Raw genomic sequence first — 21,225 nt, forward strand, 5'->3', positions numbered from 1 at the left:
GCTCAGTTGAGGTTCATATACACCGCCTTGGGATACAGGTAGCTCTCGACATGCTCGCGGGCGCCCTTCCAGCCGTAGCCGCTGCGCTTCGTCCCGCCGAACCCGATCGCCGGGTCGAGGACGCCGTAGCAGTTGACCCAGATGGTGCCGGCATTGATGGCCTGGCTCACGGTGTGCGCGGTTCCCAGATTCTCCGTCCACAGCCCTCCGGCCAGCCCGTACTGGGTCGCGTTGGCCAGGGTGATCGCGTCCTCGGTGGTGTCGAACGGGATGACCGTGGCGACCGGCCCGAAGATCTCCTCCCGGGCGATCGTCATGTCGTTGTGCGCCCCGGCGAAGACGGTCGGCTCGATATAGAAGCCGTCAGCCCGCTCACCCCCGAGCCGCTTGCCGCCGGCCACGAGCTGCGCCTCGCTGACGCCGACGTCGATGTAGTACCGGACCCGGTCGAGCTGCCGCGCCGAGATGAGCGGGCCGATCTGGGTGTCCGGGTCGAGTCCGTCGCCGACCCGCAGGGACTTGGTGAACTCAGCGAGCCGCGCCACGAACTCGTCGTGGATCTTCCGCTGCACGAAGATGCGGGTGCCCGCGACACAGACCTGCCCGCTGTTGGTGAACACACCCATGCCCGCGCCGGGGACCGCCTTGTCGAGGTCGGCGTCGGCGAAGACTATGTCCGGCGACTTGCCGCCGAGTTCCATCTGCAGCCGTTTCAGGTTGCCCGCCGACGCCCGGACAATGGTCTGCGCGGTGCCGACCGAGCCGGTGAACGCGATCCGGTCGACGTCGTGGTGTTCGGCCAGTGCGGCACCCGCGTCGCGCCCGTAGCCGGTGACGACGTTGATGACGCCGTCGGGCACGCCGGCCTCGGTCATCAGTTCGGCCACCCGCAGCACCGAGAGTGATGCGTCCTCGGCCGGTTTGAGCACCGCCGTGCAGCCGGTGGCCAGGGCCGGTCCGAAGATCCACCACAGCCCGATCAGCGGGCCGTTCCACGGGATGATGCCGCCGACAACACCGACCGGCTGCTGGTACTTGAGCGTCAGGAAGTTACCCGGCAGCGAGTTCTGTTGCGGTGCAGCAGCTCCCGCCGACCCCGTCTGGGTGGCGAAGAACTGCAGCACCTGCGACGTCCACTCCCGCAGGCCCGTGGTGCGGGCGAGTGGGGCACCCATGTCCAAGGTCTCGATCATTGCCAGCTCGTCGAAGTTGTCGAGGATCCCGTCGTGGACCTTGAGGATCAGCTTGCGCCGCTCGTGCGGGGTCCAGCGGCTCCACTCCCCCTCGAACGCGGCGCGTGCTGCCACCACGGCCCGGTCGATGTCGGTGGCGTCGCCGGCCGCGATGGTGCCGAGTGAACCGCCGGTCGCCGGGTTGATCACGTCGATGGTCGCACCGGAGGCGGCGGGCACCCAGCGCCCGCCGATCAGGTTGTGCTTGTCGCCGCCGATGAACGCCGGAATCTGTTGTGCTGTGGTCAGTGTCATTGCTCTGCTCCCGTCATTCCGCACTGAATTCGAAGACGCCCTTGCCGGCATCCTGCTTGTCGAACCAGGTGTAGGCCTCGTCGGCCTGATCGATGGTCCACCGGTGGCTGTACAGGTCGTCGACCGGGAGGTCATGCGCGACAACGAAATCGGCTGCTCGCGCCTGCTCGATCGAGGACATGGTCCACGAGGTCATGATGGTCCATTGCTTCTTGTAGATCGTCTGCGTCGAGAACTCCACGTTGCCGGGCAGACCGGTGAACGAGACCCGACCAAAGGTGCCGAGCACGCTGAACGCATCGGCACTGGCCCGACCCGAGGTCTCCATCACCACGTCGGCCATGCGGCCCCGGGTGTGTTCGGCCACGATGTCGGTCAGGGATTCGGTCCGCGAGTTGACCACGACGTCGGCGCCGAACCGCTGAGCCTGCTGCAGCCGATAGGGATCGATATCGACGCCGATGACGGTGGCGCCCATCGACGCGGCGAACATGGTCGCCGAAAGACCCACCGGCCCTTGCCCGATCACCACGGTCACGGTGTCCTCCACACCGCCGAGGCGTTTGATGGCGCCCCATGCGGTTCCGGTACCGCAGCCGAGGGCGGCACCGGCCTGGAACGACAACCCGTCCGGCATCGGCAGCAGCGTGGTGGCAGGCACCACCACGTAAGGGGCGTGCCCGCCGTTGGCGTGGATGGCCAGCGTGGTGCCGGGCTTGGTCTCGCACATCTGCGGCCACCCGGCGCGGCACCGTCGGCAGAAACCACAGCCCCAGTAGTGGTGGATCATCACGCGATCCCCGACCGTCGCCTGGGCCGGTGAGACACCCGGTCCGACCGCGGCGACCACGCCGCACGGCTCGTGTCCCTGGATCACCGATCGGTCGAAGTCGAAGTTGCCGTGATAGAAGTGCAGGTCACTGCCGCACATGCCGGATGCGCGACTGGCCACCACCACCTCTCCGGGGCCGGGTTCGGGGTCCGGGAAATCCTGCAACAGAGTTGTCCCGTCACCCGGGAACACAATGCCTTTCACCTGTTCACTCCTCGCAGTCGCGCGGTCGCCTCGTGGTCGATCCGCAGTTCTTCGGGTTTGCGGTGCGGGTCGCCGACGACGACCACGCCGTAGTCACGCCGGGCGCCCTCGATGCTGACGTATTCGTTACGCACGTCGCGCAGCACGGCTTCGGGGTCGCGGGTGAGCGGATCCCCCCATCCCCCACCGCCGTTGGTGAGACACCGCAGGATCGTGTCGGGTCCGGTGCGCCACACCCGCCGGCTCGCGAAATAGTGGTAGGTGCCGTTCTCCGGATCGAGGTGCTTGCCCTCCGGGTCGAGCACACCGGCGACGGGGGTGCTGTCGCGGTAGGCCTCGGGCCCGGTACCACGCATCGCCACTGCGTCATCGTGCTCGAACAACCACATCCCGCCGTTCGGTCCCGGCCGGCCGCCGTTGGCTCCGACGCCACTGGGTTCCTTGGTGCGGAACGGGGACAGATATTGCTCGGCCGCGGTCAGCCACAACGCATCCTTGAGGTTGGCCGCGCCACCGCGGAATCGGCCCGCACCACCGGTGTCGATGGCGTGCTCCTTCCGCAGGATCACCACCGGCGAGTCGTGCTCGATGGTCTCGGTCGCCGGGTCGAGGTTGTTCAGGGTGAACAGCACCGTGTAGCTGTCGCCGTCGCCGTGCCGGGTCGCGCCCCACGGTCCGTGCTCACCGCCGCACTGAGTCGCGCTGGTCCATGGGATACCTCCGTCGGTGACTCCGGAAGCGTTGTGCGTGTTGGTTGATCCGTAGTCCCCGGCGACACCTCGTTCACCGAGAACGGGATTGAGCGCGTCGAAGATCGCCGACACCACGGCACCCGACGATTCCCAGAACATCATGATTCCGCCGTCGGGTGGAAGCGACGAGATGATGGAGCCGGGCGCGGTGGCCAGGTCGATGTTGCGCCACGTGCCCGAGGTGAAGGGGATCTGCGGATCCAGCAGCATCGTCAGGGCCACCCCCACCGATGTCTTGGTGTCCAGCACACCGCAGTTGATGCAGGTGCGGGCCTGCGCCGACGTCCCCGACAGGTCGACCTCGATGTCGCGACCGCGTTTGCGCACGGTCACCCGAACCCGGTACTCGACGGTGTCGTCGAGGCCGTCGGCGTCGATGAGCGCCGAACCCGGGTAGTCGCCGTCGGGAATGACCGCGATCGCATCGCTCATCCGTTCCGCGGAGCTGTCGCAGGCGTAGGTCAGCGTGCCGAGGAAGGCGTCGAGGCCGTAGCGTTCGATGTTGCCGAGCACCAACTTCTCCCCGAGCCGCAGCTGCGAAAGGATGCTCTTGAAGTCGGGCAACAACATTCCGCCCCAGCGGGTGTTGTCGAAGATGAGGCTGAAGGTCGAGCGCACCGGCTCGTCGCCCGACCACAGCAGCATCGGGGGCAACACCAGACCGTTCTCGTACACGTTGGCCTTGGTGGCGGAGAAGCCGCCGGGCACGGTGCCGCCCATGTCGAGCTGGTGGGCACACATCGTGACGAACGAAACCAGTTGTCCGCCATGGAACACCGGGCGGATGAACGCGACGTCATTGACGTGGCGGCCACCGCGGTACGGGTCGTTGCAGATCAGCACGTCGCCGGGGCGCAGATTGTCCGGCCCGTATTCGACGACCGTGTTGCGGACCGCGTCGCCCATGGTGCCGAGGAAGACCATGAGGCTGTTGCTGACCACGGCCATCGGGTAGTCCTGCTCGGGTGGGCCGCTGATGGTGCAGGCGAAGTCGTACCAGTCGCGGATGATCGGCGAGAATGCTTCCCGCATGAAGCCTGTGGACATGTGTTCGACGACGTAGTCGAGGCGGTTGAGCAACACCGACGCGGTGAATCGGTCGCTGTGGTAACGGTTTTCGAAGTCCTTGTCGGAGAGGTCGCGGATGCGGCCGTCGAGGTCGACCTCGGGCGGGGTGAGGGTGCTGGTCACGATGCGTCCTTCCGGATGACGATCTCGCCGTGGGTGCCGACGACGGCGCTCTGGCCGGCGCCGATGTGAGTGGTGGACAGACCTTCATTGACGATGGCCGGGCCGGAAATACGATCTCCGGCAAGCAGTTCCGAACGGTCGTAGACGTGGGCGGTCTGTGCGCCGTCGTGGCCGTCGGACAGGTCGCCGAGGTAGCGCAGGATTCGCGTACCGACCGGTTCCAGCGGCTGATCCCCGCGCGTCGGCAACTGCGGATACTCCACTTTGTCGGTCGTGAGCACCGCACGCACCCGGAAGGTGACGCCCTCGACGGGAATCATCTCGAATCGGTTGCCCGAGCGGGCTTCGTAGGTGTCGTGGAACGCCGCCACCATGGCGGCGACCGCGTCGGCGTCGAGAGTGCCGTCGGGTACCGGCACGAACGGTGTCTCCCAGCTCTGGCCGACCAGGTGGGCGTCCATGCTGCGGGTGATGGTGACCCCATCGGTATCGCCGATCTGCTGGCGCAACTCGTCTTCCATCTCGCGGAAGGTCTGATCGATGGCGTCGGCGTTGTCGCCGACCAACATCAGGTAGGCACTGCGGTTGACCGAGAACACCTGATCTGCGGAGAGCAGTCCGAGTGCGGAGAACAGGCCGGGGCTTGGCGGCACGATGACCTCCTTGCAGCGCACCGCGTCGAGCACGGCCGGCAGCAGCATCGGTCCGGCGGCGCCGAAGGCCACCAGGCTGTAGTCGCGGGGGTCGACACCGTTCTTGATGGCGACGTTGAACACGCCCTCGGCCATGTTGTGCACGGCCATCTCGTAGGCGTAGCGAATGCGTTCGGCGAGCGTGAAGTCGCAGTCCAGCGACTCGAAGGCGCGCCGGGACTTGTCACGGTCGATGGCGATCTCGCCGCCGGCGAATCCGTCGGGGTCGAGGATGCCGATCATCAGGGCGGTGTCGGTGGTGGTCGGTTGGGTACCGCCGCGGCCGAAACAGGCCGGGCCCGGTTCGGCGCGGGCGCTGTCCGGCCCGACCTGGATCTCGCCGTGCGCGCCGACGTGCACGATGCTGCCACCGCCCGCGCCGATGCTGCTGATGTCGTTGGCCAGCGCGTTGACCACCAGATCGTGTTCGAGCTCGAACGAGGTGTTCACGAACGGCTCACCGTCGGTCACCACACTGATGTCGCAGGAGGTGCCGCCCACGTCGGCGCACAGCAGATTCTGCTCGCCGATGATGCCGCCGAAGTGTGCACAGGCCACGGTGCCGGCCGCGGGTCCGGAGAAGACGATCCGGAACGGACGGGCCATGGCATGGTCGGCGGGGACCAGGGTGGCGGCACAGTCGGCGAAGTTCAGCTGTCCGTCGAATCCGAGATCGGCCAGTCCCGACGCCAGCCGGTCGGTGTAGTCGGCGTAGATGATCTTCATCAGCGAGTCGACGACGGTGGTCGAGGCGCGGGCATACTCCTTCGCCAGCGGTGAGACCTCACTGGAGATCGACACCGGGATGTCGCCGATGATCTCGTGCACCAACTCGCGTAACCGCAGCTCATGAGCCGGGTTCACGTACGCGTTGATCAGGCAGATCGCGACGCCCACCACATGGCAGTCGCGCAGCACCTCGATCTCGGCGCGGGCCTGAGCCTCGTCGAGCTCGAACAATGCGGTGCCGTCGGCGAGTATCCGTTCGGCGATGCCGCGCCGGAGATAGCGGTCGACGAGGGGTTGGGCGGCGTCGCCGAAACTGCGACGCCACCCGGGATCGAGGATCGCCTCTGCCGGACGCCACACGCGCCCCATGTCGAGGATGTCGCGGTGTCCCTCGGTGGCCAGGAATCCGACCTTGGGCAGTTTGCGCGTGATGATCGCGTTGAGGCCGTGGGTGCTGGCGTGGTTGAAGACCGCCGAGCTCTCGACACCGAGACGACGGGCGCCTGCGAGGACCGGCGCCGCGACGTCGCCGTATTCGGTGGAGACCTTGGTGGTCAGGATCTTTCCGTCACGCCATCCGACAACGTCGGTGAACGTTCCGCCTACATCGACAGCAATCATGGTGTTCCTTCCGGGGGGGTTCAGACGAGATCGACGAGCAGGGTGATGGGGCCCAGACGGTTGGCCGGGCCGCGGTCGACCGAGTGCAGGCACGCCTGGCATTTGGTGACATGCACCCAGCCGGCCTCGCCCACTACGTCGTAGCTCGCGAGACTCGTTGCGCCGCAACGTGGGCAGGAGCCGTCGACGGGTGTCCTGTCGACAACGGGTTCGGTGGCGGTCATCGGTTCCTCCTGGCTTGGCAGTTCGCATCTGGTCCGGGGAACGCTAAGAGCAGGTGACCTGCGACACAATCCACTTTGCGAACCGCTGGCCAATGAGCGAAAGATAATACATAATGCGAAATGCGATAGCCGTGCTGCGACGGGTGTCAACGAGCGGAGTGTGCAATGCCAGAGACGTCGGCGGCAGCCGTCCATCAGACCTTCACGACGTCGGATCCGGCACTGGCACACGAGCATGTCGAGAAGACGTTTGCGAGCCACGAGATGCGGTTGGCCGGCAACGATCAGGTCCGCTTCCGCCTGGACACGGCGATCACGAAGTCGGTGACCGTCGGCCGCATGTCCTACGGGACACACGCACGAATCGTCGGGCCGCCGATGCTCGATTGCTATCACGTCAATCTGCTCGTTTCGGGCCGCTGCACGGTGGAACACGACGGTCACCGTGCGAGCTTCTCGGCGACGGACGGTCAGTCTGGTGTGGTGTTCGGTCCCCAGGCGCCGGTGTTCATCGACTGGAGCGCGGATTCTGCGCAGTACCACCTGAAACTGCCGAAGACCTCGTTCGAGGAACACGCCGCCCGACTCGCCGGCCACAAGTCGCCGAGCGCCATCGACTTCGACCTGACCTTTTCGCTGCGCTCTCCGGCCGGCAAGGCACTGTGTTCGGCGGTCGCGTTCTACTACTCACAATTGGCTGCCGACGGCGGCCTGTCCGCCATGCCGGTGGTTCAGCGCGAACTGGAGTCGGCGCTGATGACACAGCTGCTGGTCGTCGCGCGCAGCAATCTGACGCCCGACCTGATGCGTGAAGGGCCACGCCGCCCGGACCGTGCCATCCGCGACGCCATCGACCACATCGAGAAGAATCCCCACGACGACCTGTCGGTGAGTGCACTCGCCGAGCTCGCCGGTTTGTCCGCGCGTCGCCTCCAGATGGGGTTTCAGCAGTCCACCGGGATGACCCCGACCGAGTTCGTCCGGGCCACCCGGCTCGATGCCGCGCGCCGAGACCTGTTGTCACAGAACGACGATTCTGTCAGCGACATCGCTCACCGGTGGCACTTCACGCATCTGGGACGGTTCGCACAGCAATACTGTCGGCGGTTCGGCGAGAAACCATCGGAAACGCTGCGGCAGATACGGATACCCTCGGTGCGGTGAGGTGTTCGGCGGGTCTGCGCGGCGGCGTCGCGCGGTGGGCCGTCGTGCTCGTGGCCGCGCTGCTGCTCGGCGGTTGCGCATCGACGTCGTCTCGGCACTCGACGGCGCCTCGGCACTCGGCAGAGTCACCCTCGTCGATGACGAGCCCCACCCCGATCACCCCCGACGGTCTGGCGGATGACATCCGGGTGTCCAACGTGATGAAACACCTCAGGACCCTGCAGACCATCGCCGATCGACACGACGGCAACCGCGCGAGCGGCACCTCGGGCTTTGACGCATCGGCCGACTACATCGCGGGCCAATTGCGCGTAGCCGGATTCGATGTCTGGACACCGTCTTTCACGTATCCGAGGTTCGAGGCCGGCCCGGTGACGCTGACCGCCGACACCCAGGCGATCACGGCGTCGATCGCCGAGTACTCCGCCGGCACGGGCGATCGACCGGTCACCGGACCTCCGGTCGATGCGAATCTCGGATGCACCGCCGCCGACTATCCGCCGGCCACGCGGGGCGCGGTCGCCGTGGTCACCCGCGGCTCGTGCCAGTTCGTGGTCAAGGCGCGCACCGCCGCGGAGGCCGGAGCGCGGGCCGTGGTCATCGTCAACACCGAGAACCGCCCCCTCGACGGCGCCACCCTGGGCCTCGACAGCGGCGTATCCATCCCGGTCGTCGGGGTGGCCGCCGGCGACGGAGACCGGCTGCGGACCGCACGGGTGATCGGCCTCGCGGTCACCGCCGGAACACGCGAGATCGCATCCCACAGCGTGATCGCGCAAACCCACACCGGCGACCCGGCGCACGTTCTGGTGACCGGCGCGCACCTCGACAGCGTCGAGGCCGGCCCCGGCATCAACGACAACGGAACCGGTTGCGCCGCCGTCCTGGAGACGGCACTGCGCCTGGGTGGGGCACCCCAGACCCGGCGGGCCATCCGCTTCGCGTTCTGGGGCGCGGAGGAGGACGGCCTCGTCGGGTCGTCGAAGTACGTCGCGTCACTCGACAAGAGCGCGCGCAACGCGATCGACCTCTACCTGAACTTCGACATGCTCGGCTCCCCCAACGGCGGCTACTTCGTCTACGACGGCGACGATTCCGACCGGGTGGGCGCCGGGCCGGGACCGACGGGCTCGGCCGCGATCGAGCAGACATTCGTTCGCTACCTCGGCAGCCGCCACATCACCGCGCAGGGCTCCGACTTCGACGGCCGATCCGATTACGGACCGTTCATCGCGGCCGGTATCCCGGCCGGCGGCATCGACTCCGGTGCCGAAGAACCGAAGACCGATGACCAGGTCGAGCTGTGGGGTGGGCAGGCGGGCGCGCCGTTCGATCCCAACTACCACCTGGCCGGCGACACGGTCGCCAACGTGAACACCGCAATCCTCGCGGTCGACGCCTCCGCGGTCGCCTACGGGGTCGCCACGTACGCCTCGAGCGGCCTCGATTGAAAACCGTTTCCGATAGACTCGACGACGTGAACCACGACGCCCGTGCCCGAGAGGCGGCCAGCGAGCTGCTGCGTGCACTCGCGTCGCCCACCCGGATCGCCATCGTCCTCTCGCTGCGCGAGAGCGCCCAGTGCGTCCACGAACTCGTCGGTGCGCTGGAGTTGAGCCAACCGCTGGTCAGCCAGCACCTGCGCGTCCTGAAGGACGCCGGCGTGGTCCGCGGTGAGCGCAACGGCCGGGAGATCGTCTACGAACTCGTCGACGACCATCTGGCCCACATCGTCGCCGACGCCGTCGAGCATGCGATGGAATCCGACACCCGGGCGGTGGCCGAATGAGCACCTCGGTGCGCCGGCCGGTCACGGGCGTGCGCTCGACCCGGCAGCGGGCGGCCATCGCCGACGCCCTGGCCGCCGGCGAGGATTTCGTGTCCGCACAGGAACTGCACGATCAGCTCAAGGCGCGAGGCGAGTCGATCGGCCTGACCACGGTCTACCGCAACCTGCAGGCGTTGAGCCAGGCCGGCGAGATCGACGTGTTGTGGGACGGATCCGGCGAAACCCGTTATCGCCATTGTTCATCGGTGCATCACCATCATCTGGTGTGTCGGCGATGCGGCACCACGGTCGAGGTGCAGGCCGAGCCGGTCGAACATTGGGCGGCGAAAGTCGCTGCCGAGCACGGGTTTTCCGACATCCATCACACCGTCGAGGTGTTCGGGCTGTGCGCGGACTGCCGGTCAGGCGCCGGTCAGTAGCGTGGCCACGTCGGCACCGGCCGACAACACGAGGTGCAGGATCGTCAGCAACCCCACGTCGTCGAGCGTTCCGGCCGGAAACGTGTAGTATTGCAACACATCTGTAGTCACCCCGGCCGGGTCGGAGCGACGCAGCGTGCCGAAACTCAGCTCCGCGTCGGCGGATTCGACGTCGTCACGCAGGGCGTCCGTGTTCGGTAGATTCACCGCGACCAACTGTGTGATGGCCAGGACATCGAGTCCGGGTGCGAGGCTCACTGCGCGCACCGACGCGCGGGTCGGTCCGATCTGCACAACCACCGAGTCGGAGTCGGATTCACCGACCTCGCCGATCTCACGAACCAGTTCAGCGGCCCGCTCCAACAAGGTCTCCGACGGCGACGGAAGGTCGGTCACGTCGGCTGCACCCCACCGAATCTGCGGTCCCGCGAAGCGTATTCGACGCACGCCGCCCAGAGGTCGCGTCGATCGAAGTCCGGAAAGAGCTTCTCCTGGTAGACCATCTCCGCGTAGGCGGACTGCCAGAGCAGGAAGTTGGAGATGCGCTGTTCCCCCGACGGCCGCAGGAACAGGTCGACGTCGGGCATGTCCGGCTCGTCGAGGTACCGGGCGAAGGTGGACTCGGTGATCCGCTCCGGATCGATCTCCCCGGCGGCCGCGCGTCGCGCGATTTCCTTTGCGGCATCGGCGATCTCGGCTCGGCCACCATAGTTCACGCACATCGTCAGCGTCATCACGGTGTTATTCCTCGTGAGTTCCTCGGCGACCTCGAGTTCGCGGATGACGCTGCGCCACAACCGTGGTCGACGGCCGGCCCAGCGCACGCGCACCCCCATCTCGTGCATCTCGTCGCGACGACGGCGGATGACGTCGCGGTTGAAGCCCATCAGGAAGCGCACCTCCTCCGGGCTGCGCGACCAGTTCTCGGTGGAGAACGCATACGCCGAGAGCCAGCCGACGCCGAGTTCGATGCAGCCGCAGACGGTGTCCATCAGCACGGCCTCGCCACGTTTGTGCCCCTCGGTGCGCGGCAGGCCACGCTCCTGCGCCCATCGGCCGTTACCGTCCATCACGAGCGCAACGTGTTTGGGGACGAACTCGGCCGGGAGGTTCGGCGGCTGAGCTCCACTGGGGTGCGGGTCGGGCGGGCGGACGGTGACCGACGGCGTCGACTCCGGTCGCTTCGACGATCGTCGTAGCGCCATCAGCCGTCTCCTCTCACGCGGTGTCCACCAGACTATGAGGTGCTTCACGCTCGATGAGCGGCAGGGTTCGCAACTGCCGCTCCAGATGCCACTGCAGATGGGCGGCGGTGAGTCCACTGCATTGCCGCTGCATCGACGTGCTGATCCCGACGGTGTGTTCCCACTCCCCGCGGAACAACGCGTCCATCAGATCGAGGACGCCGGGCGACGGTGTCGCCGATCCGGGCGGGCGGCAGTGGATACACACGGCTCCCCCGGCGGCCACGTGAAAGGCGCGATGCGGTCCGGGTGTGGCGCACCGGGCGCACGCATCGAGGACCGGCATCCACCCCGCGCAGTGCATCGCCCGCAGGAGGTAGGCGTCGAGGATGAGTTGGTTGGGCCGGCGGCCGGCGGCCAGGGCGTCGAGCGCCCCGACGGTCAGCCGGTGCAACTGGGCGGCCGGGGCACGCTCCTCACCGGCGAGGCGTTCGGCGGTCTCGAGCACCGCGCAGGCGGTGGTGTAGCGGCCGTAGTCGGCGACGATGGCATCGGCGAACGCGTGCAGCGTGTGTACCTGGGTGACCACGTCGAGGTTGCGGCCGGGATAGAGGTGTACGTCGATGTGGGCGAACGGTTCCAGCCGGGCACCGAACTTCGATCGGGTCCGGCGCACGCCCTTGGCCACCGCTCGCACCAGACCGTGATCCTGGGTGAGCAACGTGATGATGCGGTCGGCTTCGCCCAGCTTGTGCTGGCGAAGCACCACGGCCTCATCCCGGTAGAACCTCACCCGGCCATTCTTCCACCTGCCCACGACAGTGGTCGCCCACGACATGCCCGTTCCCGGGCGCGTCGTGGGCGACCTGCGACGGCGAACTCCTCTACTACCCTTCCAGCGAGTACTTCTCGATCAGCGGCGCCAGCAGCTCGGCCGCCCGCGCGCCGGTGATGACGTCACCGGGGCCGACCTTGGTGACGACCTTGGAGTCGCTGTCCTCGTAGACATGTTCACCGATCATGCGCATGTTCTCGTCATACGGCCAGACAAAGGCGAGCGTGCGGCGTACGAGGTAGTAGGCGTCCGGGTCGAAACCGCTGGCCGAAGCCGGCGAGTCGTCGGCACCCATCGAACCGAATACGTTGTCCCCCAGCATCTTTCCGGGAACGAACTGGTTGAACTCGGCCTCTCCGGCGAACCCCCAGTCGGCGACCGCCATCTTCTGCCGGCCGGTCCACATCACCAGCATGTCCATGTCGGCCAAGGTGGCGTAGAACTGGTGCACCTGATCGAGACCGTCGAGGATCACGCCCTGGCCGCCCTCGAAGATCCGATAGTGCGGATGTCGGACGGTCATGTCCTCGGCGAGCAGTTCGGTGTACCGGCCGGAGACCTCGAGGAGGCCGTGTCGTCGATAGTTCACGATGATCCGCCGGTGCACGGGATTGTCGAGGTTCTCGATGAGAGCGTCGATGTCGTCCATCATGTGGACGAGTTCTTCCTCGTACGACGTACGCGGAGTGGCTGTCGAATCGGTCGTGGCCTGGATGGTGGTCATGATTTCTTCCTTAGGACGAAAAATGGGATCAGATCGGTGGTCAGAGGTATTTGCTGAGGTCGGGGTAGCCGCCGATCTCATAGCCGCCGTCGACGACGAGGCTCGCGCCGGTGATGTAGCTGGCTCCCGAACTCGCCAGAAACACTGCGGGAATCGCCAATTCCGAAGGCTCCGCGGGCCGTTTGATGACCGCGTTGGCCCGGAACTCGTCCATGATGCCCTCGCTGTCCATGATGAATCCCGCCATCGGCGTGTTCACCAGCCCGGGGAGGATCGTGTTGACCCGGATGCCGTGCCGCTCGAGTTCGAGCGCGGCGTTGCGGCCGAACATCTCGACACCCGCCTTGCCGGCGGCGTAGGCACTGCCGGCGTAGAGCGGCATATGCGCGTTGACCGAGGCGATGTTGACGATCGCGCCACCACCGGTGCGAGCCATGCTGCGTGCACCGTACTTGGTGCAGAGGAAGACACCCCGGAGCACGACATCGAGCGTGAAATCCCAATCGTCCTCAGACAGGTCGAGGATCGGGGCGGGGCGGATGGCGCCCGCGACGTTGAAGACGGCGTCCAGACCGCCGAGTTGTTCGTCGGCGACGCCCACGGCGGCGACCACGTCATCGACGTCGGCGACATTTCCTACCTGAGGGATGAACGCTGGACCGAACTCGTCGGCGGCGTCCTTGAGCTTCGTCGAATCGAGATCGACGGCCAGCACCTTGCCGCCGTGGGCGATCACCTCCGCGGCCACGGCCTTGCCGATCCCGGACGCGGCGCCCGTGACCAGCACCCGGGCTGGGTAGCTAACGCTTTGTGACATAACGCTATTCACTCCTTGATGACTTTCGGGGGATGTTCAGCTGGGCTGTTCGGGCGGCCGACCGGACATGTTCACTGTGCCGCCGGCACGGTGTGACGTCCATTACATGGATGCCGCGGCCTGTTAAGCTTTTGCTTAATCCCGGTGATTGTGGATCGCGGGTCAGCACTCGGAGCGCGTCGTGATCGATCTCAATCTGCGGCAGACGTCGTACTTGTTGGCCGTGCTCGACGAAGGCCATTTCGGCCGGGCCGCCGCAAAGCTCTTCATCAGTCCCCCGGCGCTCACCCAGCAGGTCCGCAAGCTCGAGCGCTCGGTGGGAGCCGAACTCCTCGACCGCACTGCGCACCCGGTCCGGGCAACCCCCGCCGGAGAGCGCTTCGCCGCCGAAGCACGGATCGCGCTTGCTGCCGCCGAGCGAGCGGTGCGGGCCGTCCAGCAGGGACCGGACCGAATCCGGATGGGTTTCATGACCGCCGCGATCGGCACCGACAGCCGGGCACTACTCGACCGGATGCGCGCCGAACGTCCCGACATCTCTGTCGAACTCATGGAGCTGCCCTGGGCGACCATCACCGCGGCGGTACGCAGCGGGCGGGTGGACGCCGCCCTGATGCGCCCGCCGGTCGCCGATTCGAGCGGACTCCGCTTCGACGTGGTGTGCACGGAGCCGCGGGTCGTCGCGGTCGCCTCCGATCATCGCCTAGCCGGCCGGGTGTCGGTGATGGTCGCCGACCTCGACGGCGAGGTCCACGTGGACGATGACGACGCCGACCGCGAGTGGGTGCGATGGTGGGCGTGCGATCCGCGACCGTCCGGTGTGCCGGTGGTCTACGGGCCGTCGGTCCACACCATGGACGAACTACTCGAACGGTGGCATCGGGGGCGGCGATCGCGATCACCAGCGCACAGGTGCCGGTCACACATCGACATCCGCGGGTCGTGTTCATCCCGGTCGGCGACGCCGAACCGTCATCGCTGTGCCTGTGCACCAGGGAGGACGATGACGCACCCCCGGTGGTCAACGCGCGAAACGTCGTGCGCGCCTTCACACCGACGTAGGTTTGTTCACTCCGCCAGCTTCGCCAGCCGCGGCGGCAGGGTCATGCCGCCGGGGTAGCGTCGCCAGCGCTTGTGGTCGTAGTACTTCGTGCCGATCAGGCCGAGCAGCACCCCGACCACCAACCCGATGAAACACTGGATGACCGACCGTCCCAGCCCGGCGTCGAAGTCGGCGTCGAAATAGAGAATCGCACGCACGCCGAGGTACACCAGGTGCATCGGTTCCACCGCCGCGATCCACGTGAACAGCGCCGGACTCGCCTGCAGCGGGACGGTGCCACCCGACGACGGGAGGCCGAGGATGACGAAGAACACCAGGTTGAGGATGAGTCCCGGATTGCCGAACACCGCCATCATCGATGCCGCGGAGATGCCGACGGCCGCGATCACCAGCACACCGAACATCCACAGCGCGAAGGCATTGGGCAGCGCGGTGCCGACCGCCGTGCACACGCCGACGAACAACGCCGACTGCAGGACGGCGACGAGCACCATGATGGTCCACTTGGCGGCCAGGGTTCCCCAGCGGCTGATCGCCAGCCGGGTGCGGAACTGATAGAACGGCCCGTACTCGATCGGTGTCTGCCCGAGCAGGGCATCGACGACGATGCTGACCATCATGGCCCCGGTGAAGCCGGCGAGGATCAGCAGCAGGGTGTAGTAGAACGCGGAGAGCCCGTTGCCCGAACCGTCCGGCAGTGGCACCGGCTCGACGATCTTGACGTCGACCGGATTGGCCAGTGCCAGTTGCGCCGCCCCGGAGAAGCCGATGTTCGCCTTCGCGAGGGTGGTGCGCACCGTGTTGGTCAGCTGCTCACCCACCTGGGCGTTGACCTCGGTCGACATCCGCTCGGCGAACGTGGTGGTGACCGCGGACGCGAAGGTGCCCGAGCCCCGGTTGATGTAGACGTCGATCGCCATCGGGTCGGGTTTGGCCTGTAGCACCGCGGAGCGGCCGAGCGCGACCGCCCGGTTGGTGAAGTTAGCCCCGATCACGACGACGCCATAGACCTTGGCGGCGTTCAGTTCGTTGAGTGCGGTCGTCCGGTCGGCCTCGTGGATGGTGATGCCGCTCTTCGCGGCGGTGCCGATCACCCCGTCGGCGACCTGGGCACCGAAGTTCTGCTTCGACGTGGTGCCGTCGGGGTTGTCGACGTCGCCGCCCTGGTCCTCGTTGACCAGCGCGATCGGGAAGTTGTGCAGATTGCCCTGCGGATCGGCGACGGCGCCCATGTAGAGCGCGGCCATGAACGACATGACCACCAGGACGAGCAGGAGCGGCAGTATCCAGAACCGCGGCGAACCGATGACGTCGCCGATCGCGGCACGGGCCGCCTCGTCGTGCTCGATCGCCTCATGGTCGCCGAGGTCGGCTCCCGACCCTTCGCCCGCCGCGGATTCGTGGCGACCCATCAGAAACCCAACCGGCCCAGTTGTTTCGGATCGCGTTGCCAGTCCTTGGCGACCTTGACGTGCAGGTCGAGGTAGACCCGGGTGCCCAGCAGCTTCTCGATCTGCTGCCGTGCGACGGTGCCGACCTCTTTCAGCCGCGCCCCCCGATGGCCGATCACGATGCCCTTCTGGCTGTCGCGTTCGACGTAGAGCAGCGCATGCACGTCGATGATGCCGCTGTCGTCCTCGCGCGGGATGATCTCCTCGATCACCACGGCCAGCGAGTGCGGCAACTCGTCACGCACACCCTCGAGCGCAGCCTCCCGGATGAACTCGGCCATGAGCACCTCTTCGGGCTCGTCGGTCAGTTCACCGTCCGGGTAGAAGGCCGGGCCCGGTTCCATCAGCGACACCAACACATCGGTCAGCACGTCGAGTTGCTTGCCGGATTTCGCCGAGCAGGGCACCACTTCCGACGACGGGCCGAGCAGTTCGGAGAGTGCGAGGAGTTGGGCGGCCACCTTGTCGGGGGTGACGCGGTCGATCTTGGTGACCACGCCGAGCACGGTGGTGTTCGGGGCCATCTCGCGCACCTGGGTGACGATCCACCGGTCTCCCGGCCCGATCGGTTCGTCGGCCGGGATGCACACACAGATCACGTCGACCTCGGAGTAGGTGTCCCGCACCAGGTCGTTGAGGCGTTGGCCGAGAAGGGTTCGCGGACGATGCAGGCCCGGGGTGTCGACGAGGATCAGCTGTGCGTCGTCGCGGTTGACGATGCCGCGGATCGTGTGGCGGGTGGTCTGCGGCCGGTTCGAGGTGATCGCGATCTTCTCCCCCACCAGGGCGTTGGTGAGCGTGGATTTACCCGTGTTCGGCCGGCCGACGAAACACACGAAGCCGGAACGGAATTCGTCGGTCATCGGCCGTCCCGCCGGCCGAGGACCCGACCCCGCAGGTCGGTGAGCACCGCGTACGCACCGGCGGTGATCTCGGCGAGGGTCGCCAGTCCGGGATCGTCGTCGTCGCCGTTGACCAGTACCGCCGCCTCGAAGGCGGTTGCGCCGCTCGAGAGTGCGCTCGCGACGGCGACCTGCAGTCCGGTGAGTGTCAGCGTGGTGGTGGTGACCGGCGCACCCGCGTAGGTGCGGCCGTCCCCGTCGCGCACCGCGGCCGCCGATGACGTCTCGGCGCGGGCGAGCGCGCCGCGGGCCAACACCACCAGTTTCTGGTCCTCGTCGGACAATTCAGCAGGTTCGGTCACGATACGGAGTATTCCGTATCGTCACCCGACCGTGGCGGTCGGACGCGGTGTGAGTCGGCGTCGCGGTCGCCACCCTTCTCGTCGTCGGTCTCGTCGTCATCGAGTTTGGTCACCAGCACGGTGGTGATGCGCTGCCGCCCTTGGCGGTTGGGGCCGCCCTCGGCGACCAGCCGCAGCCCGACGGTCTCGACGACCGCACCCGGCAGCGGCACGCGGCCGAGGACCAGGCCCAGCAGGCCGCCGACGGTGTCGACCTCGTCGTCGTCGATGTCGAGGCCGAACAGCTCGCCGAGGTCCTCCACGGGCAGTCGTGCCGACACCCGGTACTGCGCGCCGTCGGCCTCGGTGCCGTCGAGTTCCTCGATGGGGGCGACCTCGTTGCTGTCGTATTCGTCGGTGATCTCGCCCACGATCTCCTCGAGCACGTCCTCGATGGTGACCAGCCCGGCGATGCCGCCGTACTCGTCGACGAGCATCGCCATGTGATTGCGCGTGCGTTGCATGTCGGCGAGCACCCGGTCGAGCGGTTTGGAGTCGGGGATGAACTGCGCCTCCCGCATCCGGTCGTGCACCGGTGCGCTGAGGTCGTGCCCACTCGACACGAGGTCCTTCAGGTACACGACGCCGACGATGTCGTCGGGGTTCTCCCCGATCACCGGGATACGTGAATGTCCGGACCGCACGGCGAGATTCACCGCCTGCCCGCACGTCTTGTCCTGCTCGATCCAGATCATGTCGGTGCGCGGCACCATGACCTCGCGGGCGTTGGTGTCGCCGAGGTCGAACACCGACTGGATCATCCGCCGTTCGTCGGCGGCCACCACCCCGCTGGCCTCGGCGAGGTCGACGACCTCACGCAACTCCACCTCGGTGGCGAACGGACCGTTGCGATAGCCCTTGCCCGGGGTCAGCGCGTTACCGATGAGGATCAGCAGACGGGTGAGTGGCTTGAGGAGGATACCCATGCCCTGCAACAGGATCGCCGATCCGAGAGCGAGACTGTACGCGTTCTGCCGGCCCAGGGTGCGGGGGCCGACACCCACCGCGACGTAGGACACCACAGCCATCACGACGATCGTGGTGAACAGCCCCCAGCCGACGCCCAGGGTGTCGACGGCGACGTAGCCGACCATCGCGACCGCCGCGGTTTCGCAGACCACCCGCAGCAGCACCGCGAGACCGACGTAGGTGGCGCGGCCCTGCAGGATGGTCGCCAGGCGCGCGGCACCACCGCGATCCTCCTTGACCATGTCCTCGACGCGCGCGATCGAGACGGTGGTCAGGGCGGCGTCGATGGCGGCGAAGAGCCCGCCGATCAGGATGAGTATCAGTGCGGCCACGACGAACCAGATGTCGTCGGCCACCGTCATTGCTCCTCGGTCGCCGCGTCCGAGGGTGGCCGATCCGTCTCGGCGAACCCGATGTTGGTGAGCAGTCGGGTGTCCCGGTCGGTCTGCCGTTGGGTTTGCGCGCGACGATGCCGGTCGGCGTAGAAGTCCTCGAGGATTCGGTTCTGCAGACCGAACATCTCCTTCTCCTCCTCGGGCTCGGCGTGGTCGTAGCCGAGGAGGTGCAGCACTCCGTGCACGGTCAGCATCGACATCTCGTGCTCGAAGGATCGTCGTGCTTCTTTCGCTTGTTGCGCAGCGAATTTCGGACACAGCACGATGTCACCGAGAATGGCCGGTCCGGGTTCGGCGGCGTCGGGGCGGCCGCCGGGCACCAGTTCGTCCATCGGGAAGCTCATCACGTCGGTCGGGCCGGGGAGGTCCATCCACTGCACGTGCAGGTCGGCCATCGTCTCCTCGTCGACGCAGACCACCGAGAGTTCGGCGGCGGGGTGCACGTCCATCTCCGCGATGGCGAATCGCGCTGCGGCGATGATGAGTTCGGCCGGTACCTCGACGCCGGATTCGTTGGCCAGTTCGATGCTCACGAGCGGCGCCCGTGCGATCCGGCGCGACGCGACGCGCGGTTGCCGCGGAGATCGTTCTCCTCGGCCCGCCCGTAGGCGTCGACGATGTCGGCGACCAGTCGGTGCCGCACGACGTCGGCGCTCGTCAGCCGCGAGAAGTGGATGTCGTCGATGCCCTCGAGAATCCGTGTCGCCGCGTTCAGTCCGCTCTGCGCGCCGCCCGGCAGATCCACCTGCGTGGTGTCGCCGGTGACGACGACCTTCGACCCGAACCCGAGCCGGGTGAGGAACATCTTCATCTGTTCGCTCGTGGTGTTCTGCGCCTCGTCGAGGATGATGAAGGCGTCGTTGAGGGTGTTGTGGGTCAACAGGAAATCCTCGGTGACATAGAGCGAGTCCTCGGCGGCAACCCGGATGCACACAGCCTCTTCGGTGCCTTCCGGTTCGATGCTCTCGATGTAGCGCTTGGGCTGCTTGTGCCCGTCGGCCGCGTACCTCTCGTTCTTCCGGGTCAAGCGGAATGGGGCGATGCCCGCGGGTAGCGCGATGTCGAGGGTGCCGGCCGCCTCGTGGGCGGTTCCCCCCAGAGACCGAACCAGGAACGCCATGTCACGGAGACGTCGGCCGTCCGTCCGCACGTGGACGATGCGGGTCGCACCCACATCTCCCCCGGCATCGAGCAATCCCTGCAATACCGCAAGCCGAACGTCGGCGGAGTTCAGCAGGTAGTCGTCCGGAATGGCTTCTGTTGCCCGACCGCTGAGTTCTTGTCCCAACACATAGGGATCGATCGGCACCGAGCGCGCCGCGAACCGCACCGGCGACGACACCATCGGCAGTTCGTAGCGGTAGTGGTGCGCCGCCCTGAGGTTTCCGATCATCTCCTTGGCCTCGAGCACCCGCGGACCATTGCCACGACGACGATCCGCGCGTGTGTACACCGACCACAGATGGTCCATCGAGCACAGCGTCGACGCCCCGTCCTGTGCGGTCACCCGAACGATCTCCTTGAACCCCTGTGGATACACGCCGAGCACCTCGGTGGGTTCACCATCCGACCCGATCAAGTGATCGCCGACCGTGAGTTCACCGATCGGACGGAAGCCCTGCGGTGTCAACACCTTCGTCGACAGCGGCTGTGCCCGGCCCCGCATATAGGCCAACGGCGCCACCTCGATGACCCCCGCCGCCATGAGCTTCGGGATCGCCTCGGGGTCCATCATGTCGTGCAGTGCGTCGTACAGCGGCCGCAGATAGGGGTCGATCTTCTCGCTCAGGGTGCCGGGCAGGAAGCCCAGGCGCTCACCGGCTTCCACCGCGGGGCGGGTGAGGATGATGCGGTTGACCGATTTGGACTGCAGCGCCTGCACGGCCTTGGCCATCGCGAGATAGGTCTTGCCGGTGCCGGCGGGACCGAGGCCGAACACGATGGTGTTCTTGTCGATGGCGTCGACGTAGCGCTTCTGGTTCAGCGTCTTGGGCCGGATCGTCTTGCCGCGCCGCGACAGGATGTCGAGCGAGAGCACGTCGGCGGGTGATTCGGTGCCGCCTTCGGACAGCATGGACACGCTGTGGCGCACCAGGTCCGGGGTGAGCGGGGTGCCGCGGCCGACGAGTTCGACGAGTTCGGCGATGACGCGTTCGGAGGCGGCGACGTCGGCCGGCTCACCGGAGAGGGTGACCTGGTTGCCCCGCACATGGATGTCGGCGGGCAGAAGCTGTTCGAGGGTGCGCAGATTCACGTCGCTGGCGCCGAGGAGCCCGAACACCACTCCGGGAGAGACTTCCACAGTGGACGTGACAGATCGGCCCGTTGGAGTTCCGTTCGTCGGCGCGCTCACGGGATTGTCGTCACTCACGTATGAAATCACTCCTCAGGGGTCGTGGGCCGGTCAAGCTCCGGATGCAGCCAGTCTAACGCGCTCGTC

The 21,225-nt window shown here is 66.9% G+C and carries 21 protein-coding genes; 5 read left to right on the forward strand and 16 right to left on the reverse strand.

Features of this window, described 5'->3' with window-relative positions:
* Nucleotides 1-2: 2 nt before the first annotated feature.
* Genes ACWDTI_RS06690 through ACWDTI_RS06710 form a run of 5 tightly spaced genes read right to left on the reverse strand, consistent with a single transcriptional unit; the run spans nucleotide 3 to nucleotide 6,732 of the window.
* The gene (locus ACWDTI_RS06690) at nucleotides 3-1,487 is read right to left on the reverse strand and encodes an aldehyde dehydrogenase family protein (protein ID WP_449737256.1); all 1,485 of its coding nucleotides are present in this window, start codon (nucleotides 1,485-1,487) and stop codon (nucleotides 3-5) included.
* A gap of 13 nt (nucleotides 1,488-1,500) precedes the next feature.
* The gene (locus tag ACWDTI_RS06695) at nucleotides 1,501-2,523 is read right to left on the reverse strand and encodes an alcohol dehydrogenase catalytic domain-containing protein (protein WP_449737257.1); all 1,023 of its coding nucleotides are present in this window, start codon (nucleotides 2,521-2,523) and stop codon (nucleotides 1,501-1,503) included.
* Complete coding sequence (locus ACWDTI_RS06700; RefSeq protein WP_449737258.1) at nucleotides 2,520-4,466, reverse strand: hydantoinase B/oxoprolinase family protein; 1,947 nt, start codon at nucleotides 4,464-4,466, stop codon at nucleotides 2,520-2,522. Before ACWDTI_RS06700 ends, ACWDTI_RS06695 begins: the two co-directional genes overlap by 4 nt.
* Nucleotides 4,463-6,508, reverse strand: coding sequence for a hydantoinase/oxoprolinase family protein (locus ACWDTI_RS06705; protein WP_449737259.1), 2,046 nt, complete (start codon nucleotides 6,506-6,508; stop codon nucleotides 4,463-4,465). Before ACWDTI_RS06705 ends, ACWDTI_RS06700 begins: the two co-directional genes overlap by 4 nt.
* Before the next feature lie 20 nt (nucleotides 6,509-6,528).
* Complete coding sequence (locus ACWDTI_RS06710; protein WP_449737260.1) at nucleotides 6,529-6,732, reverse strand: hypothetical protein; 204 nt, start codon at nucleotides 6,730-6,732, stop codon at nucleotides 6,529-6,531.
* A gap of 165 nt (nucleotides 6,733-6,897) precedes the next feature.
* Between ACWDTI_RS06710 and ACWDTI_RS06715 the strand changes: the two genes are divergently transcribed.
* Genes ACWDTI_RS06715 through ACWDTI_RS06730 form a run of 4 tightly spaced genes read left to right on the forward strand, consistent with a single transcriptional unit; the run spans nucleotide 6,898 to nucleotide 10,104 of the window.
* Nucleotides 6,898-7,896, forward strand: coding sequence for an AraC-like ligand-binding domain-containing protein (locus tag ACWDTI_RS06715; RefSeq protein ID WP_449737261.1), 999 nt, complete (start codon nucleotides 6,898-6,900; stop codon nucleotides 7,894-7,896).
* Entirely contained in the window at nucleotides 7,893-9,347 is a 1,455-nt protein-coding gene (locus ACWDTI_RS06720) for a M28 family peptidase (protein ID WP_449737262.1), read from the forward strand. The genes ACWDTI_RS06715 and ACWDTI_RS06720 overlap by 4 nt, the downstream gene beginning before the upstream one ends.
* A complete protein-coding gene (locus tag ACWDTI_RS06725) occupies nucleotides 9,344-9,685 on the forward strand; it encodes an ArsR/SmtB family transcription factor (RefSeq protein ID WP_449737263.1) in 342 nt (113 codons plus the stop codon). The genes ACWDTI_RS06720 and ACWDTI_RS06725 overlap by 4 nt, the downstream gene beginning before the upstream one ends.
* Nucleotides 9,682-10,104, forward strand: coding sequence for a Fur family transcriptional regulator (locus tag ACWDTI_RS06730; RefSeq protein WP_449737264.1), 423 nt, complete (start codon nucleotides 9,682-9,684; stop codon nucleotides 10,102-10,104). The genes ACWDTI_RS06725 and ACWDTI_RS06730 overlap by 4 nt, the downstream gene beginning before the upstream one ends.
* Here ACWDTI_RS06730 and ACWDTI_RS06735 read toward each other — a convergent pair.
* The 5 genes from ACWDTI_RS06735 to ACWDTI_RS06755 form a co-directional block, all read right to left on the reverse strand.
* A complete protein-coding gene (locus ACWDTI_RS06735; protein WP_449737265.1) occupies nucleotides 10,087-10,500 on the reverse strand; it encodes a hypothetical protein in 414 nt (137 codons plus the stop codon). The two genes, ACWDTI_RS06730 and ACWDTI_RS06735, sit on opposite strands and share 18 nt — an antisense overlap.
* The gene (locus tag ACWDTI_RS06740; protein WP_449737266.1) at nucleotides 10,497-11,309 is read right to left on the reverse strand and encodes an isoprenyl transferase; all 813 of its coding nucleotides are present in this window, start codon (nucleotides 11,307-11,309) and stop codon (nucleotides 10,497-10,499) included. The genes ACWDTI_RS06735 and ACWDTI_RS06740 overlap by 4 nt, the downstream gene beginning before the upstream one ends.
* 13 nt (nucleotides 11,310-11,322) lie before the next feature.
* On the reverse strand, nucleotides 11,323-12,081 hold the full coding sequence (gene recO, locus ACWDTI_RS06745; protein WP_449737267.1) for a DNA repair protein RecO: 759 nt from the start codon (nucleotides 12,079-12,081) through the stop codon (nucleotides 11,323-11,325).
* A 94-nt stretch (nucleotides 12,082-12,175) separates the two neighbouring features.
* The gene (locus ACWDTI_RS06750; RefSeq protein WP_449737268.1) at nucleotides 12,176-12,847 is read right to left on the reverse strand and encodes a hypothetical protein; all 672 of its coding nucleotides are present in this window, start codon (nucleotides 12,845-12,847) and stop codon (nucleotides 12,176-12,178) included.
* Between the two features lie 40 nt (nucleotides 12,848-12,887).
* Nucleotides 12,888-13,634 (reverse strand): SDR family NAD(P)-dependent oxidoreductase, encoded by a 747-nt coding sequence (locus tag ACWDTI_RS06755; RefSeq protein WP_449737269.1) that lies wholly within the window; start codon nucleotides 13,632-13,634, stop codon nucleotides 12,888-12,890.
* A gap of 211 nt (nucleotides 13,635-13,845) precedes the next feature.
* On the opposite strand from ACWDTI_RS06755, the gene ACWDTI_RS06760 reads away from it, so the two are divergent.
* Complete coding sequence (locus tag ACWDTI_RS06760) at nucleotides 13,846-14,784, forward strand: LysR family transcriptional regulator (RefSeq protein ID WP_449737270.1); 939 nt, start codon at nucleotides 13,846-13,848, stop codon at nucleotides 14,782-14,784.
* On the opposite strand, the gene ACWDTI_RS06765 is transcribed toward ACWDTI_RS06760, so the two are convergent.
* The 6 genes from ACWDTI_RS06765 to ACWDTI_RS06790 are packed head-to-tail and all read right to left on the reverse strand — an operon-like array spanning nucleotide 14,733 to nucleotide 21,156.
* The gene (locus tag ACWDTI_RS06765; RefSeq protein ID WP_449737271.1) at nucleotides 14,733-16,139 is read right to left on the reverse strand and encodes a DUF3533 domain-containing protein; all 1,407 of its coding nucleotides are present in this window, start codon (nucleotides 16,137-16,139) and stop codon (nucleotides 14,733-14,735) included. The two genes, ACWDTI_RS06760 and ACWDTI_RS06765, sit on opposite strands and share 52 nt — an antisense overlap.
* The gene (gene era / locus ACWDTI_RS06770) at nucleotides 16,139-17,041 is read right to left on the reverse strand and encodes a GTPase Era (RefSeq protein WP_449737272.1); all 903 of its coding nucleotides are present in this window, start codon (nucleotides 17,039-17,041) and stop codon (nucleotides 16,139-16,141) included. The genes ACWDTI_RS06765 and era overlap by 1 nt, the downstream gene beginning before the upstream one ends.
* Nucleotides 17,038-17,382, reverse strand: coding sequence for a cytidine deaminase (locus tag ACWDTI_RS06775; protein ID WP_449737273.1), 345 nt, complete (start codon nucleotides 17,380-17,382; stop codon nucleotides 17,038-17,040). The genes era and ACWDTI_RS06775 overlap by 4 nt, the downstream gene beginning before the upstream one ends.
* Nucleotides 17,379-18,752 carry a hemolysin family protein gene (locus tag ACWDTI_RS06780; protein ID WP_449737274.1) on the reverse strand — a complete coding sequence of 458 codons (1,374 nt, stop codon included), beginning with the start codon at nucleotides 18,750-18,752 and terminating at the stop codon, nucleotides 17,379-17,381. Before ACWDTI_RS06780 ends, ACWDTI_RS06775 begins: the two co-directional genes overlap by 4 nt.
* Nucleotides 18,749-19,318 (reverse strand): rRNA maturation RNase YbeY, encoded by a 570-nt coding sequence (gene ybeY, locus ACWDTI_RS06785; protein WP_449737275.1) that lies wholly within the window; start codon nucleotides 19,316-19,318, stop codon nucleotides 18,749-18,751. The genes ACWDTI_RS06780 and ybeY overlap by 4 nt, the downstream gene beginning before the upstream one ends.
* Nucleotides 19,315-21,156, reverse strand: coding sequence for a PhoH family protein (locus ACWDTI_RS06790; RefSeq protein WP_449737276.1), 1,842 nt, complete (start codon nucleotides 21,154-21,156; stop codon nucleotides 19,315-19,317). The genes ybeY and ACWDTI_RS06790 overlap by 4 nt, the downstream gene beginning before the upstream one ends.
* Nucleotides 21,157-21,225: the final 69 nt, after the last annotated feature.

This window comes from Gordonia sp. NPDC003424, assembly GCF_053588655.1.

What these genes read in the sequence shown, in the direction of transcription:
- ACWDTI_RS06690 (WP_449737256.1), bottom strand. Translation starts at nt 1,487, where the DNA reads ATGACACTGACCACAGCACAACAGATTCCGGCGTTCATCGGCGGCGAC.
- ACWDTI_RS06705 (WP_449737259.1), bottom strand. Translation starts at nt 6,508, where the DNA reads ATGATTGCTGTCGATGTAGGCGGAACGTTCACCGACGTTGTCGGATGG.
- ACWDTI_RS06710 (WP_449737260.1), bottom strand. Translation starts at nt 6,732, where the DNA reads ATGACCGCCACCGAACCCGTTGTCGACAGGACACCCGTCGACGGCTCC.
- ACWDTI_RS06715 (WP_449737261.1), top strand. Translation starts at nt 6,898, where the DNA reads ATGCCAGAGACGTCGGCGGCAGCCGTCCATCAGACCTTCACGACGTCG.
- ACWDTI_RS06730 (WP_449737264.1), top strand. Translation starts at nt 9,682, where the DNA reads ATGAGCACCTCGGTGCGCCGGCCGGTCACGGGCGTGCGCTCGACCCGG.
- ACWDTI_RS06740 (WP_449737266.1), bottom strand. Translation starts at nt 11,309, where the DNA reads ATGGCGCTACGACGATCGTCGAAGCGACCGGAGTCGACGCCGTCGGTC.
- ACWDTI_RS06750 (WP_449737268.1), bottom strand. Translation starts at nt 12,847, where the DNA reads ATGACCACCATCCAGGCCACGACCGATTCGACAGCCACTCCGCGTACG.
- ACWDTI_RS06765 (WP_449737271.1), bottom strand. Translation starts at nt 16,139, where the DNA reads ATGGGTCGCCACGAATCCGCGGCGGGCGAAGGGTCGGGAGCCGACCTC.
- era (WP_449737272.1), bottom strand. Translation starts at nt 17,041, where the DNA reads ATGACCGACGAATTCCGTTCCGGCTTCGTGTGTTTCGTCGGCCGGCCG.
- ACWDTI_RS06780 (WP_449737274.1), bottom strand. Translation starts at nt 18,752, where the DNA reads ATGACGGTGGCCGACGACATCTGGTTCGTCGTGGCCGCACTGATACTC.